Genomic DNA, 14,354 nt, shown 5'->3' with positions numbered 1-14,354 from the left:
CATGACCGTGCTGCGCGACGACGGCCTGTCCGCCGCGTTCGACCACGCCGCCCGCACCTACGACCGGCTGGTCGCCGTCAACCCCGGCTACCACGCCCACCTGCGCCGCTCGGCCCGCCGACTGCGGCTGCCCCGGGGCGGCGCCGGACTGCGGCTGCTCGACCTGGGCTGCGGGACCGGTGCCTCCACCGCCGCCCTGCGCCACGTCGCCCCGCTGGCCGAGATCGTCGCCGTCGACGCCTCACCCGGCATGCTGGAGCGCGCCGCGGCGAAAGCGTGGCCGCCCACCGTCACCTTCGTGCACGCCCCCGCCGAGCGGCTCGAAGAGGCCGGCGTGCACGGGCCGTTCGACGCGGTCTTCGCCGCCTATCTGTTCCGCAACCTCGCCGACCCCGACGCGGTGCTCGCCGCGGTCCGCGCCCTCATGGCACCGCACGGGCGACTGGCCGTGCACGAATACACCCTCAGCGGCCGTCCGGTCGACCGCCTGGTGTGGCGTGTCGTCTGCAAGGCGGTGGTACAGCCCGCCGGCACCCTGACCGGCGACGGGCCCCTCTACCGGCACCTGTTCCACAGCGTGACCGGCTTCGACACGGCGGACGAGTTCGCCGCTCGTACGCGCGGGGCCGGCTTCTCCGGAGTACGCGTCCTGCCGATGCCCGGCTGGCAGACCGGCATCGTGCACACCGTGCTGGCCTCCGCCGGTGCCTCCCACGAGGACGTGCGGTGAAGCGGCGCACCACGTCACCGGACGGGTCGGCCCGCCGCGGCCTCGACCGCCGCGCCCAGGTGTGGCAGGCACCCGCCGGCCGGTCCCGCCCTGCGCAGGGCCCGCCGCCCACGGCGGCCGTCGTGGGCGGTGGCCTGGCCGGACTCGCCGCCGCCACCGCCCTGGCCGAACGAAGCGTCCAGGTCACCCTGTTCGAGCGCGACGACCAGCTGGGCGGCCGCCTCGCGGGGTGGCCGGTCGAACTCGCCGACGGCTCCACGGCGACCATGACCCGCGGCTTCCACGCGTTCTTCCGCCAGTACTACAACCTGCGCGGGCTGCTGCGTCGGGTGGACCCCGGCCTCGACACGCTGACCCGGCTGCCCGACTACCCGCTGTGGCACAGCGCGGGGTACCGGGACAGCTTCGCCAAGGTGCCGCGCACACCGCCCTGGAGCGCCCTCGGCTTCGCCGCGCAGAGCCCCACCTTCGGCGGTCGCGACCTGACCCGCATGAACCCGCGCGCCGCCCTGCCCCTGATGGATGTGCGCGTACCGGACGTGTACCGGCGACTCGACCGGCTGAGCGCGCAGGAACTGCTGGAGCGCATCCGCTTCCCCCGGGCGGCCCACCATCTGGCGTTCGAGGTGTTCTCCCGCAGCTTCTTCGCCGATCCGCGCCGGCTCTCGGCCGCCGAACTCGCCCTGATGTTCCACATCTACTTCCTCGGCTCCAGCGAGGGCCTGCTGTTCGACGTGCCGCAGGAACCGTTCCCAGCGGCGCTCTGGGAGCCGCTGGCCGCCTACCTCACCGGCCACGGCACGGACATCCGCACCGGGCACGCGGTGGAGAACGTGCAGCCCACCCCGGCCGGCGGGTTCCGCGTCAGCACCAGGCACGGCGAGACGCGGCACGACAGCGTGGTGCTCGCCCTGGACACGGCCGGTCTGCGGCACGTGGTCGCCCGGTCCCCCGGGCTCGCCGACCGCGCCTGGCGCGAACGGATCATGCGGCTGCGGACAGCCCCGGACTTCCTCGTCTCCCGCCTCTGGCTGGACCGGCCCGTCGACCCCGACCGGGCGGGATTCCTGGGAACCAGCGGATACGGCCCGCTCGACAACGTGAGCGTGCTGGAACGGTGGGACGGCGAAGCCCTGCGCCGGGTCGCCCGCACCGGCGGCTCAGTGGTGGAACTGCACGCCTACGCCGTCCCTGAGGGCACCGACCGGATCGCGGAACAGGACCGGCTGCTGACCCAGCTCCACCGCGTCTACCCCGAGACACGCGACGCCAAGATCATCGACGAACGCCACGAATGGCGTGCCGACTGCCCCCTGTTCGCGGTGGGCACCTACCAGGACCGACCCACGGTACGCACCACGGACCCGGCCCTGACCGTCGCGGGCGACCTGGTGCGCACCGACCTTCCGGTCGCTCTGATGGAGCGTGCCGTGACCTCGGGTTTCCTCGCCGCGAACGCGCTGCTCCAGCGCTGGGACCTGCGCGGCCAGACCCTGTGGTCGGTCCCGACCCGCGGCAGGGTGGGCGCCCTGCGGGCCCTGAACCGGCTGGTCGGCACCTGAGCCGGACGGGCCCGCGTGAACCGGAGGCCGTCGGCGGCAGGGATCACTTCGCTTCAACCGGGAAAGCGGCCGGTGCTGCGCAGTGCCCAGCGCCGCTCCGCGTAGGCGATGTCGTCGCGCCACAGGCGCGCGGCCGCCGCGCGCATCAGCGGTCGCAGCGCGGCGGCGGTGGCCCTGGCGGCGACGAAGCCCGGCCGGTCGGAGGTGGCGATCACCGCTTCGACGACGGCGGTCCGGGGCTGCCCGGCACCGGCCGCGGTCAGGGGCGTCGCGTGGGTCTCCACGACCGAGCCCGCGCCTTCGCCGTGGGTGATGTGCATGACGACGGTACGGGGCTCGGGTGCGGTGAAGACAGCCCGCACCGGTACGACCGCACGCCCGCCCACTTTGAAGGACACGTCGACGGTGAACGCGTCGTCCTCGGGGCCGTCCTGACCGTCGCCTTCACCGCTCAAGGGAGCCACGGTCAGATCGACGAAGGAGTACGGATGGAACCAGGCGCCGTGCCACGGGTCGAGGCGGTTGGCGACGACGTCCTCGGGTTCGCAGCGTCCGCTCGTGGTGACCACGGTCGCCACACTCCGCGTGAGGTCCGGGCGCGGGGGGAGCACGGGCCGGTCCAGAGCGGGTTCGCCGCCGACGTCGTCTAACCGGACCCAGGTCAGGACACCGTCGTCGTACGTCGGATACGGCTGCCAGGCCCCGAACGGACCGCCGTCCAGGGCGAGTCCGTGCCAGTGGCAGATCAACGTGCCGCAGCGCACCGGGCTGTCCTTGAGCGGCGCGCCCAGGTGCGGGCAGGCGCCGGGGCCTGCCCGCAACGCTCCGTCGGCGCCGCGCCACACGACGATCTCCAGGCCCGCGACGGTGCGGCCCAGGGGCCGGTCGCCCCTGATGTCCCGGGTGGCACCGAGGACGTACCAGTTTCCCGACGGCCGGCTCTGAGCGCGTTTCGACGCCGCGGCGATCACGGCCGGCCTTGCTTCGCGCCAGGTCGGACGCTGGTGTTCCCAGGCCACGGGCCGGCGGCGCAGCCGCAGGGGGAAGCGTCCGGTTCCACGTGTTCCGTGTGTTCCATGTGGACGTGAGTCACCGGTCATACCGGCTCCTTCGGGGACGGTCGGCGGCGCACGCCGTAGGTGAGGTGCGGTGGTGTGTATCCGGCCGGTTCGGGCGATGGCGGCGGCGGTCCGCCGCCGTTGAGGCGGTGGCGCAGCCGGGCCGCGGCCAGCCTGCACAGGCCGTCGCAGGCGACGGTGGCGCGGCGCCGGCGGGGGACGACCGCCCTGCGGTGCAGGACCGCGTACCCGTCGTCGGCGACGGCGTCGAGGATGGCGCCGTACAGCACGAAAGCCGTGCGGATGCAGGGGCGTGAGACCGGATCGAGCATGGCGAGGCCGGGTGCCGCGATGCGGTAGGTGTCTCGCGTGAGAGCGGCGGCGGCCATCAGCGCCGCGGTGATCCTCGTGTCCCGTCGGCCGGTGGCGCGGCTCCATTGCAGCAACCCTCGGTCGACGCCGTGCGCGGCGAGCAGTTCGCCGGGGAGGTAGGTGCGGCCGCGGTCGAGGTCCTCGCCGACGTCCCTGAGGAAGTTGGTCAGTTGGAAGGCCGTGCCGAGTGCGGCCGCGTGCGGGGCCGCTTCCTCGCGGGGTACGACGGTTCCCAGGACGGGCAGGATCTGCAGGCCGATGACGGCGGCCGAGCCGTGCATGTACCGCTCCAAGTCGTGATACGTGGGGTATTCACTCACTTCGAGGTCCTGCCGCATGGACGCCATGAAGTCGGTGAAGTGCTGGGGGTCGATGTCGTAGCGCCGGGCCGTGTCGGCCAGGGCCGCGGCGACGGGTTCGCTGCTCGTGCCCGTGCGCAGCGCGTGGTCCAGGTGGTGCTGCAGGCGGCGCAGTGCCGTGGCCCGCTCAGCCGGTGGGGCCGTGTCCTCCAGGTCGTCGACGATGTCGTCGGCCCAGCGTGCGAAGCCGTACAGGGCGTGGACGGCGGGCCGTCGTTCGATCGGCAGCAGCCGTGTGGCGAGGAAGTACGTCTTGCCGTGGCGGGCGTTCAAGCGGCGGCAGTGGGCGTAGGCGGAGCGCAGTACGGGGTCGGTGATGGCCGCGGCGTCCAGCTCCCGGGTACTCATCCGGCCCCTCCCTCGGCGACGCGCCCGGATGTGGTGAGGGTCGGCGGGCGGCGGGGTCCCGCGATGCGTGCGGCGGCCAGCTTGCCGGAGAGGAGGACGGTCGGCACGCCGACTCCGGGGGTGGTGCCGCACCCCGCGAGGACCGCGTTCTCCGTGCCGCGCACCAGGTTCCGGGGCCGGAAGGGGCCGGTCTGCGCGAAGGTGTGGGCGGCGGAGAACGGGGTGCCCGCGGCGTGTCCCTGTGCCGTCCAGTCGGCGGGAGTCACGAGGCACTCCTCCTCGACGGCCGCGGCGATCCCGGTGAGCCCGCGCCGTTCCAGTGCGGCGAGGAGGCTGTCCCGGTAGCGGGGGGCCAGCTCCCGCCAGTCCTGGGCGCCGGGGCCGATGTCGGTGTTGGGGCACGGGGCGAGTACGTAGTGCAGGTGGTGTCCGGGGGGCGCCAGGGTGGGGTCGGTGGCTGTGGGGCGGGTGATGAGCAGGGACGGGTCGGACATCAGACGGCCGGTGCGGGTCAGTTCGTGGAAGGTGCGCTGCCAGGCGGCCCCGAAGGAGATCGTGTGGTGCGCCAGGTGGGGCCAGGTGCGGGCACTGCCGAAGTGCAGGACCACGGCGGACGGCGCGTGCCGCAGTGGTCGCGGGCGGTAGGGGGTGCGGCCGAGCAGTTCGTAGGTGCGGGGCAGGTCGGGGGTCAGGACCACGGCGTCGCAGGGGATGCGCTCCTGGTCGGTGACGACGGCCGTGATCCGGTGGCCGGTCCGCTCCAGGGACCGGACGTCCTGCCCGTACCGGAAGTCGGCGCCTGCCTGGGCGGCGGCATCGGCCATGGCCTGCGGCAGGGCGTGCATGCCGCCGCGCGGGAAGTAGACGCCGGCGACGGTGTCCATGTAGGCGATGACCGCGTACGCGGCCAGGGCACGGGCCGGGGGCACGCCCGCGTACAGCGCCTGGAAGGAGAAGACGCGCTGCAGCCGCTCGTCGGAGATGAAGGAGGCGATGCGTGCGTCCAGGCGCCCGAAGCCGCCGAGGGCGGCGAGCCGCGCCAGGTCGGGCGTGAGGAGCTCCAGGGGGGAATCGAAGTTGGTGTCGATGAAGCGGCGCATCTGGAGCCGGTAGAGGCGCTCCAGCCAGGCCCGGAGCCGCCGGTACCCCAGGGCCTGCCGGGCGCCGGCGAAGCGGGCGATCTCCGCTTCCATCGCGTCGGGCCGGGTGTGGACGTCCAGTGAGCTGCCGTCGGCGAAGCGGGCGCGGTAGGCCGGGTGGAGGGCGATGAGGTCCAGGCGGTCACGCATGGTCTGACCCACCGCGGCGAAGGCGTCCTCGACGATGTCGGGCATGGTCAGGACGGTGGGGCCGGTGTCGATCCGGTAGCCCGCCCGCCGCAGCAGTCCGGCCCTGCCGCCCGGGTGCCCGACGCGTTCGACCACCGTCACCACGCGTCCCGAGCCCAGCAGGTGCAGGGCCGTGGACAGGCCCGCGAGTCCGGCGCCCACGACCACGACGTGGTCGGTCGGCCCTGGAACGGTCTTCATAGGCTCCCGCCTTTGGTACGGGGTTCTTCTCGGGCGGTCGGCGGGCCCGGCTCACCGGCCGTGGTCGGACCGGTCACGCGGTGGGGAGATCGTCCCGCAACTGGAGGGCCATTCCGGCACAGCGACCCGCCGGGCAGGGTGTTCTGTCCCCTGCGCATTGCACGTCCTCTCAGCCATTTGATCGATACAGGGCCACAGAACACTTCGGCCCGGGAGCGCTGCCCGGATGCACGGGAAATTCCGAATGCGCGTGGATTCCCTGAGGCGCGTGCTTCGGCGGCCCGGGGGTACTCGGCCCTTTCGCCCCCCTCGGGATTCCGGCGCGGTGGGAAAGGCTGTCGAAAGGGGAACGTGATTTCGGCTCCGCACGAAAGTACGCGGTTGCGTACCGAGACGGTGCTGCTGGAGAAGCAGTGCGTCATCCTCCTCGCCGGCGAGATCGACCTGAGCACCGTCGGCACGCTCTATGAAGCGGTCCGCGCCTGCCTGGACGCCGGTCCCACCCGCGTCCTCATAGATCTGCAAGAGGTGTGCTTCTGCGACTGCGTGGGCCTGCGCGCGCTCCTGCAGGCCAAGGAGGAGATCCTGCGCGCCGGTGCCTGCTTCGGCATACACGGCCCGCTGCGCCCTCTGGTGGCCCGCCTCGTCGAACGCACCCACACCGCCGACCGCCTCGGCCTGGCCCCTGCCTCCCCCGAAGAGCCGGTGTGACCGCGTACCGCCCTGGGACAAGTCTGTTCCGTCCGGCGTTCCCGGAGGTAGCTTGGTAGACAAGTCCCCTGAGGGAGGCTGATCCGATGCCGTGGCTCGCATGGCTGGTCGCCGCCGCCGCGCTGGGCGCCGCGGAGTTCTTCACCCTGACCTTGACCTTCGGACTCCTGGCGGGTGCCGCGCTGGTCGCCGCCGTGGTGTCCGGGGTGGGCATCGGCATCGCGGGCCAGCTCGTGGCTTTCGCCGCGGCGGCGGCAGGTGGCCTCCTGGTCGTCCGCCCGGTCGCGCTGCGTCACATGGCGCAGGCACCCCTCACGCACGAGGGCAGCGATGCCTTGATCGGCAAGCGGGCCGAGGTGATGCGGGAGGTCACCGCGTCCCACGGCCTGATCAAACTCTGCGGCGAGGAATGGTCCGCCCGCGCCCTCGACGAAAGCCACGTGATCCCTGCGGGTGCACTGGTGGATGTCATGGAGATCGAAGGCGCCACAGCCATCGTCTATCCCCGCGAGCTCCTTCCGTGAACGACTGGAACTCGCGAGCTCCTTCCGTGAACAGCTGAAACTACGGCAATGGAGGAAGTGTGGATCCGGTTGTCATCCCGATTCTCGTGGCGGCGATCGTCGTCGTCTTCCTCGTGGCTTCCTCTGTGCGCATCGTCCCGCAGGCCCGCCGCTACAACATCGAGCGGTTCGGCAGATATCGCAGGACGCTGCAGCCCGGCCTGAATCTCGTCGCGCCGGTGGCGGACCGCGTCAACACGAAACTCGACGTGCGAGAGCAGGTCTATTCGTCGCAGCCCAAGCCGGTGATCACCGAGGACAACCTCGTCGTGAACATCGACACCGTGCTCTATTACCAGATCACCGACCCGCGGGCGGCGGCGTACGAAGTCGCGGACTATCTGCAGGCCATCGACCAGCTCACCGTGACCACCCTGCGCAACGTCATCGGCAGCATGGACCTGGAGGAGACGCTCACCTCGCGCGAGGAGATCAACACCCGCCTGCGCACCGTCCTCGACGACGCCACCGGCAAGTGGGGCATCCGCGTCAACCGCGTGGAGATCAAGGCCATCGACCCGCCGAACACCATCAAGGAAGCGATGGAGAAGCAGATGCGGGCCGAGCGCGACAAGCGCGCGGCCATTCTCCACGCCGAAGGGGAGCGGCAGGCCAAGATCCTCACCGCCGAGGGCACGAAGCAGAAGGACATCCTGGAGGCCCAGGGCACGCAGCAGGCCATGATCCTGCGGGCCGACGGCGAGGCCAAGGCGGTGGAGCGCGTCTTCCAGGCCGTCCACCGCAACAACGCCGACCCGAAGGTCCTCGCGTACAAGTACCTGGAGACGCTGCCCCACTTGGCGAGCAGCGACAACAACACGTTCTGGGTGATCCCTGGCGAGCTGACGGAGGCCGTCCGCACCGTCACCGCGGCCTTCGGCGATCACTCGAAGATGGGCCTTCCGGAGACCACGCGCCCCGCCGAGGCGGCCACGGCCGGTGCCGGCGAGACGCCCGCCGAAGGGAGCGCGGAGCTCGCGGCGGGCTCGCCGCTCTCGCTCGACGCCGCCGCGGCCGCCGACGAGGTCGCCAAGCAGGCCGCCGCGGCGGTGAACGACGCCAAGGCCGAGGCCGAGGCCGCGCGGTCACCCCAGGCGCCGGGCCGCGGGCAGAAGGGATAGCGGGCGGAGGGGGTGGCGGGCAGAGGGAACAGGCGGGCGCCGGTACGACCAATTCGCGCCGTTCTCAAGCTCCAACAGGCGCTGCCCGTACGGGAGTTCGTTCGATGCGCACGCCCCGAGAGGCAGATCGGCCAAGCCTACGTTCCTACTTGCGATGCCGCCGCACCGGGTCGCGACACGTACGGTCACTCCTCACCCCTGACCCACCATCGGAACTCCACATTCCGCCACAAGGCCCTACGCTTTCTTCACCGCTCCGCACTGGACTCCAGCCCCTCGGATCACCTATCAGCAGGACAAAGGCATATGCCAGAAGCACCACCGAATCGTGTGTTGCCAAATCCCTTACGGCCCACTCCCCGCTGTGCGAAAGTCGTTAGCGGTCCACCACCCGTCAAGTTGGTCGCACCGCACCTTCAACGGAGCACCTCATGCCGTCCCACGTCTTTGCGGACCACGCAGCCGCCCAGCCGCCGGAGCGCGGCACGGTCGACGCGCTGATCTCGCAGACGCGCCGGCTCCGCGGCGAGGTCGACGCCGTGCGGCGCGACGCCGTGGCCGACCACGCGGACCCCGAGGGGCGCTGGCAGCGGGCCCTGTGCGACCTGGCGGTCCACCAGCTCAACGACCTCGACGACCATCTGGCGCAGTTGCGGGACGGCCCACCGCGGGCGGGCGGGGAGCCCGCGGCACCGGCCGTTCCGAAGCCCACGGCGTCACACCGGGGCTCCCTGCTGAGCCGGGTGGGCAGCGCCGAGTGGAATCTCCTCACCGACGAGGCCAGTTGGTCCGCCGAGCTCTATGACATCCTCGGCCGCGACCCGGCCGCTCCCCCGCTCCCCCTGGACGAGTTCCCTTCGCTGGTGCACCCCGACGACCAGCCCCTGCTGACCGCGATGGTCACGGACTGCCTCGTCGACGGAAAGCCCATCGACGGCGAGTTCCGTGTCCTGCGCCCCGACGGACGCTGGCGCCAGGTGCACATGATGGGCGAGCCCGTGCTCGCCACCGACGGCTCCACCGCCTCCATGTGGGCGGTCCTGCGGGACGTCAGCGAGCTGCGCCGCAGCCAGCGCGTGGTCCGCGAGAGCCGAGACTCGCTGCAGCGCCACCGCGACATCGCACAGACCGAGCACCGCCTCGCGCTCGAACTGCAGGAGGCGGTGCTCCCGCCGTGGCGCGGCTCCCTGCGGCTGCCGCACGGCGGCCCCGCCCGCCTCGACCTCGCCGGCCGGTACCTCCCTTCCTCCACCAGCGCCCTCATCGGCGGCGACTGGTACGACGCGATGGAACTGCCCGAGGGCCACGCGCTGCTGAGCGTCGGCGACCTCACCGGGCACGGCGTCACCGTCACCTCCGGCATGGCGATGCTGCTCGGCGCGCTGCGCGGCATGGCCGTCACCGGTGCGCAGCCGGACCAGATCATGGGCTGGCTGAACCAGTTACTGGACGCCACGGTCCAGCCCGCCCTCGGCAGCGCCGTCTACTGCCGCTACGACCCGGCCACACGGCTGCTGACATGGGCGCAGGCGGGACACCCCGCCCCGCTGCTGTTCCGCGACGGGACGGGGCGCATGCTGACGCCACCGCACGGCGTGCTCCTCGGCGCCACCTCCGGGGCGAAGTACGAGCAGGCCGAAGAGCAACTGCGGCCCGGGGACCTGTTGTTGCTGCACACCGACGGCCTGGTGCCGCGGCGCGACAGGGACACGGCGACGGGCCTGCTGCTCTCCCTCGCGTCCCGCTTGGCCGGGGCGCGTACGGCAGAGGACTGCGTGCGGACCGTCGTCGAGGAGTTCGGCGAGGAACCACGTGAGGACGACGCCTGCCTGCTGGCCGTGCGGATCTGACCGCTCGCTCCGCGCCGCGTCCGCCCCTTGGCGTCCTTGGCGCGCTCGCTTCGCGCCGTGTTCGTTCCGTGCCGTCGCGTGTGTTCCGTAGTGTGTGTTCCTGTGTGCTACGCCCTGGCCGTCCTCCCCTTGGCCGCCCTCGGCAGCGCAAGCTTGATCTCCTCGCGCAGGTCCTGGATCTTCGGATAGCCGGCGTACTGCGCGGTCAGCCGGTACATCTCACGCAACCGGTCCCAGGTGCGGTGCGAGGAGTTCGCCCGCATCGACACCAGCGCCAACCGGGCGTACCTGTCGGCCTGTTCGGGGTCGTCGGCGATGAAGCAGGCCGAGGCGAGTGAGATGTAGTCGAAGATTTGCGACCGGTCGCGGTTCTTGGCCCGCAGCTCGATCGCCTCCTTGGCGTGCCGCTGCGCGGCGCTCGCCGCGGACGCCTCGTGTTCGGCGAGGGTGCGGTAGGCCAGGGCCTGCATGCCGTGCAGATCCGCCTCGTCGAACATCTGCATCCAGCTCGGCGGCGGCACGTCCCCCTTGTCCGACACGAAGAGGTCCTCGGCGATGCCGAGGGTGCGCCGCATCGCCTGGCCGCGGCCCATCGACGCCTGCGCCCACGCCTCGATGGTGTACAGCATCGCCCGGGTGCGGGGCAGGGCCTCATCGCCCGCGCCCGACTTGGCGAGCTTCATCAGGTCCAGGGCGTCGTCCGGCTTGCCGAGGTGCACCATCTGGCGCGCGGCCCGGGACAGTGCCTCACCCGCGCGCGGGCGGTCGCCGCCCTCGCGGGCCGCGTGCGCCGCGATGACGAAGTACTTCTGCGCCGTGGGCTCGAGGCCGACGTCGTGCGACATCCAGCCGGCGAGCACGGCGAGGTTGGCAGCGACACCCCAAAGGCGCCGCTGGAGGTGGTCGGGGTGCCGGTAGGCGAGCATGCCGCCCACTTCATTGAGCTGGCCCACCACGGCCTTGCGCTGCAACCCGCCGCCGCGGGCCGCGTCCCAGGCGCGGAACACTTCGACCGAGCGTTCCAGTTCCTCGATCTCCTGGGAGCCGATGGGGGCGGCCTCATAGCGGTCGAACCCTGCGGGGTCGGCGTGCAGGGGATCTTCCATACGGGGGGCGTCGGCCTTGAGGGCCGGGTCGGTGTGCAGCCAGTCGTGCATGGCGCTGCTGAGTGCGGAGCCTGCGGCAAGCGCAGCGCCCGCGCCCACCAAGCCGCGTCGGTTGAGCATGAGGTCCATTCCCGTGAATTCGGTGAGGACCGCGGCTGTCCGCTCGGGCGCCCACGGCACGCCGTCGGGGTGCTCCACACTCCCGTCGCCACGCCGCTTCCCTGCGCGCCCGTGCCGGACCAGACCTAGATCCTCAGTGGTCACGACACGGCCGAGACGCTCGGTGAACAGAACAGCCAGGACCCGTGGCACCGGATCGCGCGGGATCTCTCCCATGTCGATCCACCGCCGCACCCGCGAGGTGTCGGTGGCCAGCTGGGGGTGGCCCATGGCCGCCGCCTGCCGGTTCACCAGTCTCGCGAGCTCACCCTTCGACCAGCCGGCCAGGCCGAACAGGTCGGAGAGGCGGGTGTTGGGTTGTCCGTTCACGTCAAGCCCCCAGGTTCTCGGCTGAGTTGACAGTAACCGTCTGTCAGTTGCTGAGCGACTATTCGCCAGGGTTCGCCAGGGTGCGCCACATGGTGTGCCAGGGGACGCCGGGTGTCAGGTAGGAGTGCGCCACCCCGACCCGGTCGCCGCCAGGCATTCCCCAGGGTGCACCCGAAGCGATCGGGCCGGGAGGCGCACGCAACTCACAGGCACACGAAGGGATCTGTATCGCCCATGTACGCAGCATCGTCCTCCGTGTCCGCCCCGCCCCGGCCGCTCCGCCCGCGCCCCCCTGTCCACCGGGGACGCGAGGTGCCCCCGGCACCGGGGAGCGGCCCCTATCTGGAGCCGGTGCGCCCCGCGGGCGCACTGCCAGGCGTCGGTCGCACGCCCCGCGTGCCGGGGTCCGGCACGCAACCGCTCAGCGGGAGACTCGACTTGTCCGGCCCCCAGGGGGCGCAACTGCGCACCGCGATCGCCTCGGTGCACCGCATCTGCCCCGAGTTCAATCCGGTGCAGGTGCTGCGCAGAAGCGGCCGCACCGTGCTGCTCATCGGCACGGCCGGGCGCGGCAGCGCCGTCGCCAAGTGCCTGCTGGACCGCTCGTCCGGGTGGGAGGAGCGGATCAGGCACGAAATAGCGGTCTACCGCTCGTTCGTCCGGCACCGCCCGCCGGTCCGAGCGCCGCGGCTCATCGCTGCCGATCCCGACGACTGCACGCTGGTGATCGAGCGGATGCCCGGACGGGTGGCGGCCCTTCTCCGGCACCCTGTCGAGGCGCCGCCGCGTGCGGACATCCGTGCGGTGCTCGGCTCCGTCTTCCGCCTCAACGAGTGGCGGCCGCCGACGGAGATGTTCGGCAAGCCGATGGACTATCCCAGGCGGATCTCCCGCTTCCACGAACTGGGTCTGCTGACGGACCGTGACATGGGCGACCTGCAGAAGCTGCTGCACGGCATCGCGCACTCGGTCGGGCACCAGGGCGGCGGACACCAGGCCATGTGGCAGTTCTGCCACGGTGACGCCCTCCTTTCGAACATCCTTCTCTCCCCCGCCGGCCCCGTCCTGGTCGACTGGGAGCACGCCGGCTGGTACCTCCCGGGGTACGACCTGGCGACACTGTGGACGGTCCTCGGTGACGCCCCGGCGGCACGACGCGAGATCAGTCAGCGGGCGCAGGCCGCGGGCCCCGCGGCGCGCGACGCGTTCCTGGTAAACCTGATGCTGATCCTGACCCGCGAGATCCGTACGTACGAATCGGCCGTGCAGCGTTCGATGCACGACTCGACCCCGGTGGCGCCGGGCCCGCCCCACCCCGGTGCCGCGCCGACCGGCGAGGAACAGCGGCTGCTGCTCAGGCGGCTGCACGACGACTGCCAGCTGGCCCGCCGGGCCGTGCGCGCAGCTGTCGGTACCCGCTGACGGGGGCGAAGGCCCGCGGTGCGCTGTGGACAGGGGCGCATCGCGGGCTTTCGTATGCCTCTGGCGACTACCGCGGGACTATGTCGTCGCGAGGAGAAGCGTGGAGCGAGAAAGCCCCCCGACCGCCGACACACGTGGGGGGACGTGGGGGGCACGTTCCGGAACCGCGGGCGGCAGTATCGGCCACAGTGCCGAGTGGCGCTGACGGCCGGGGCCTTCCGCCCGTAGCGTCAGGGTATGTCCGCAACCGACGCAGAGCAGATCGACCGGGCCAACACCTCCGGTCGCACGCCCGCCGTGTTCGTGCACGGCCTGTGGATGCTGGCGAGCAGCTGGGACCACTGGCTCCCGCACTTCGAGGCCGCCGGGTTCGCTCCGGTCGCCCTGACATGGCCGGGTGAACCGGCGACGACGACCGAGGCCAGGCAGCACCCCGAGGCCATGGCGGGCACGACGGTCGGACAGGTCGCCGATCATCTCGCCGGGCTCATCGGCACGTTGGAGCGCAAACCCGTGGTGATCGGCCACTCCGTCGGCGGGCTGCTGACGCAGATCCTCGCGGGCCGCGGTCTGTCGGCCGCCTCGGTGGCGATCGACCCGGCGCCGTTCCGCGGTGTCCTCGCGATGCCGCTGTCGACGGTGCGCTCGCTGCTCCCCATGATCGCCAACCCGGCCAACCGGAAGCGCGCCAAGCCACTGACGTTCGAGCAGTTCCGCTACGCCTACGCCAACGCCGTCAGCGAGGAGGAGGCCCGGTCCCTCTACGACCGGTACGCCGTGCCCGCGCCCTGCGCCCCGCCCATGCAGGCGGCGCTCGCCAACTTCAATCCGCGCACAGAGGTCAAGGCCAACTGCCGCAATCCCCAGCGCGGGCCGCTCCTGATCGTCTCGGGCGGCCAGGACAACGCCATCCCCTGGGCGCTCGCCAGCGGCGCGTACAAGCGGCAGAAGCGCAGCCCGTGCGTCACGGAGATCGTCGAGCTGCACGGGCGGGACCACGCGCTGACGCTCGACAGCAGGTGGCAGGAGGTCGCCGACGTCGCACTGGCCTTCGTACGCCGCTTCGTGTGACGTGTGCGCCACATCACCCTGTATAGGGCACGCATCTGGAACAACAAGGGGTGGCCCGTCGTT

The 14,354-nt window shown here is 71.9% G+C and carries 12 protein-coding genes; 8 read left to right on the top strand and 4 right to left on the bottom strand.

The genetic code is table 11. From position 1 onward, the window contains the following. Position 1 precedes the first annotated feature (1 nt). Entirely contained in the window at positions 2-730 is a 729-nt protein-coding gene (locus tag ACH4D5_RS20500) for a class I SAM-dependent methyltransferase (RefSeq protein ID WP_398304246.1), read from the top strand. Further along, positions 727-2,292: an FAD-dependent oxidoreductase gene (locus ACH4D5_RS20495; protein ID WP_398304243.1), complete on the top strand. Its 1,566-nt coding sequence runs from the start codon at positions 727-729 to the stop codon at positions 2,290-2,292. The genes ACH4D5_RS20500 and ACH4D5_RS20495 overlap by 4 nt, the downstream gene beginning before the upstream one ends. A 53-nt stretch (positions 2,293-2,345) precedes the next feature. Here ACH4D5_RS20495 and ACH4D5_RS20490 read toward each other — a convergent pair whose 3' ends face one another. The 3 genes from ACH4D5_RS20490 to ACH4D5_RS20480 are packed head-to-tail and all read right to left on the bottom strand — an operon-like array spanning position 2,346 to position 5,958. Then, positions 2,346-3,392: a DUF5914 domain-containing protein gene (locus tag ACH4D5_RS20490; protein WP_398304240.1), complete on the bottom strand. Its 1,047-nt coding sequence runs from the start codon at positions 3,390-3,392 to the stop codon at positions 2,346-2,348. Then, positions 3,389-4,429: a phytoene/squalene synthase family protein gene (locus tag ACH4D5_RS20485; RefSeq protein ID WP_398304237.1), complete on the bottom strand. Its 1,041-nt coding sequence runs from the start codon at positions 4,427-4,429 to the stop codon at positions 3,389-3,391. Before ACH4D5_RS20485 ends, ACH4D5_RS20490 begins: the two co-directional genes overlap by 4 nt. Beyond that, entirely contained in the window at positions 4,426-5,958 is a 1,533-nt protein-coding gene (locus tag ACH4D5_RS20480) for a phytoene desaturase (protein WP_398304234.1), read from the bottom strand. Before ACH4D5_RS20480 ends, ACH4D5_RS20485 begins: the two co-directional genes overlap by 4 nt. A 381-nt stretch (positions 5,959-6,339) precedes the next feature. Here ACH4D5_RS20480 and ACH4D5_RS20475 point away from each other — a divergent pair, with 381 nt between their 5' ends. From ACH4D5_RS20475 to ACH4D5_RS20460, 4 genes are all read left to right on the top strand, one after another. Then, positions 6,340-6,669, top strand: coding sequence for an STAS domain-containing protein (locus ACH4D5_RS20475; protein ID WP_398304231.1), 330 nt, complete (start codon positions 6,340-6,342; stop codon positions 6,667-6,669). 86 nt (positions 6,670-6,755) lie between these two features. Beyond that, positions 6,756-7,193, top strand: a complete 438-nt coding sequence (locus ACH4D5_RS20470) for an NfeD family protein (protein WP_398304229.1) — start codon at positions 6,756-6,758, stop codon at positions 7,191-7,193. 59 nt (positions 7,194-7,252) lie between these two features. Next, positions 7,253-8,353 (top strand): SPFH domain-containing protein, encoded by a 1,101-nt coding sequence (locus tag ACH4D5_RS20465; protein WP_398304227.1) that lies wholly within the window; start codon positions 7,253-7,255, stop codon positions 8,351-8,353. A 431-nt stretch (positions 8,354-8,784) separates the two neighbouring features. Beyond that, complete coding sequence (locus ACH4D5_RS20460; protein WP_398304224.1) at positions 8,785-10,203, top strand: PP2C family protein-serine/threonine phosphatase; 1,419 nt, start codon at positions 8,785-8,787, stop codon at positions 10,201-10,203. Positions 10,204-10,310: 107 nt separating this feature from the next. On the opposite strand, the gene ACH4D5_RS20455 is transcribed toward ACH4D5_RS20460, so the two are convergent. Further along, positions 10,311-11,798 (bottom strand): hypothetical protein, encoded by a 1,488-nt coding sequence (locus ACH4D5_RS20455; protein ID WP_398304221.1) that lies wholly within the window; start codon positions 11,796-11,798, stop codon positions 10,311-10,313. Positions 11,799-12,032: 234 nt separating this feature from the next. Between ACH4D5_RS20455 and ACH4D5_RS20450 the strand changes: the two genes are divergently transcribed. Further along, entirely contained in the window at positions 12,033-13,220 is a 1,188-nt protein-coding gene (locus tag ACH4D5_RS20450) for an aminoglycoside phosphotransferase family protein (RefSeq protein ID WP_398304218.1), read from the top strand. Between the two features lie 237 nt (positions 13,221-13,457). Next, positions 13,458-14,291: an alpha/beta hydrolase gene (locus ACH4D5_RS20445; protein ID WP_398304215.1), complete on the top strand. Its 834-nt coding sequence runs from the start codon at positions 13,458-13,460 to the stop codon at positions 14,289-14,291. The last annotated feature ends 63 nt before the right edge of the window (positions 14,292-14,354 follow it).

The sequence above is a fragment of the Streptomyces sp. NPDC018029 genome (assembly GCF_044327655.1).
Classification (GTDB): Bacteria; Actinomycetota; Actinomycetes; order Streptomycetales; family Streptomycetaceae; genus Streptomyces.
Note: the sequence above shows the minus strand (reverse complement) of the source record. Positions and strands in the feature narration are given on the sequence as shown.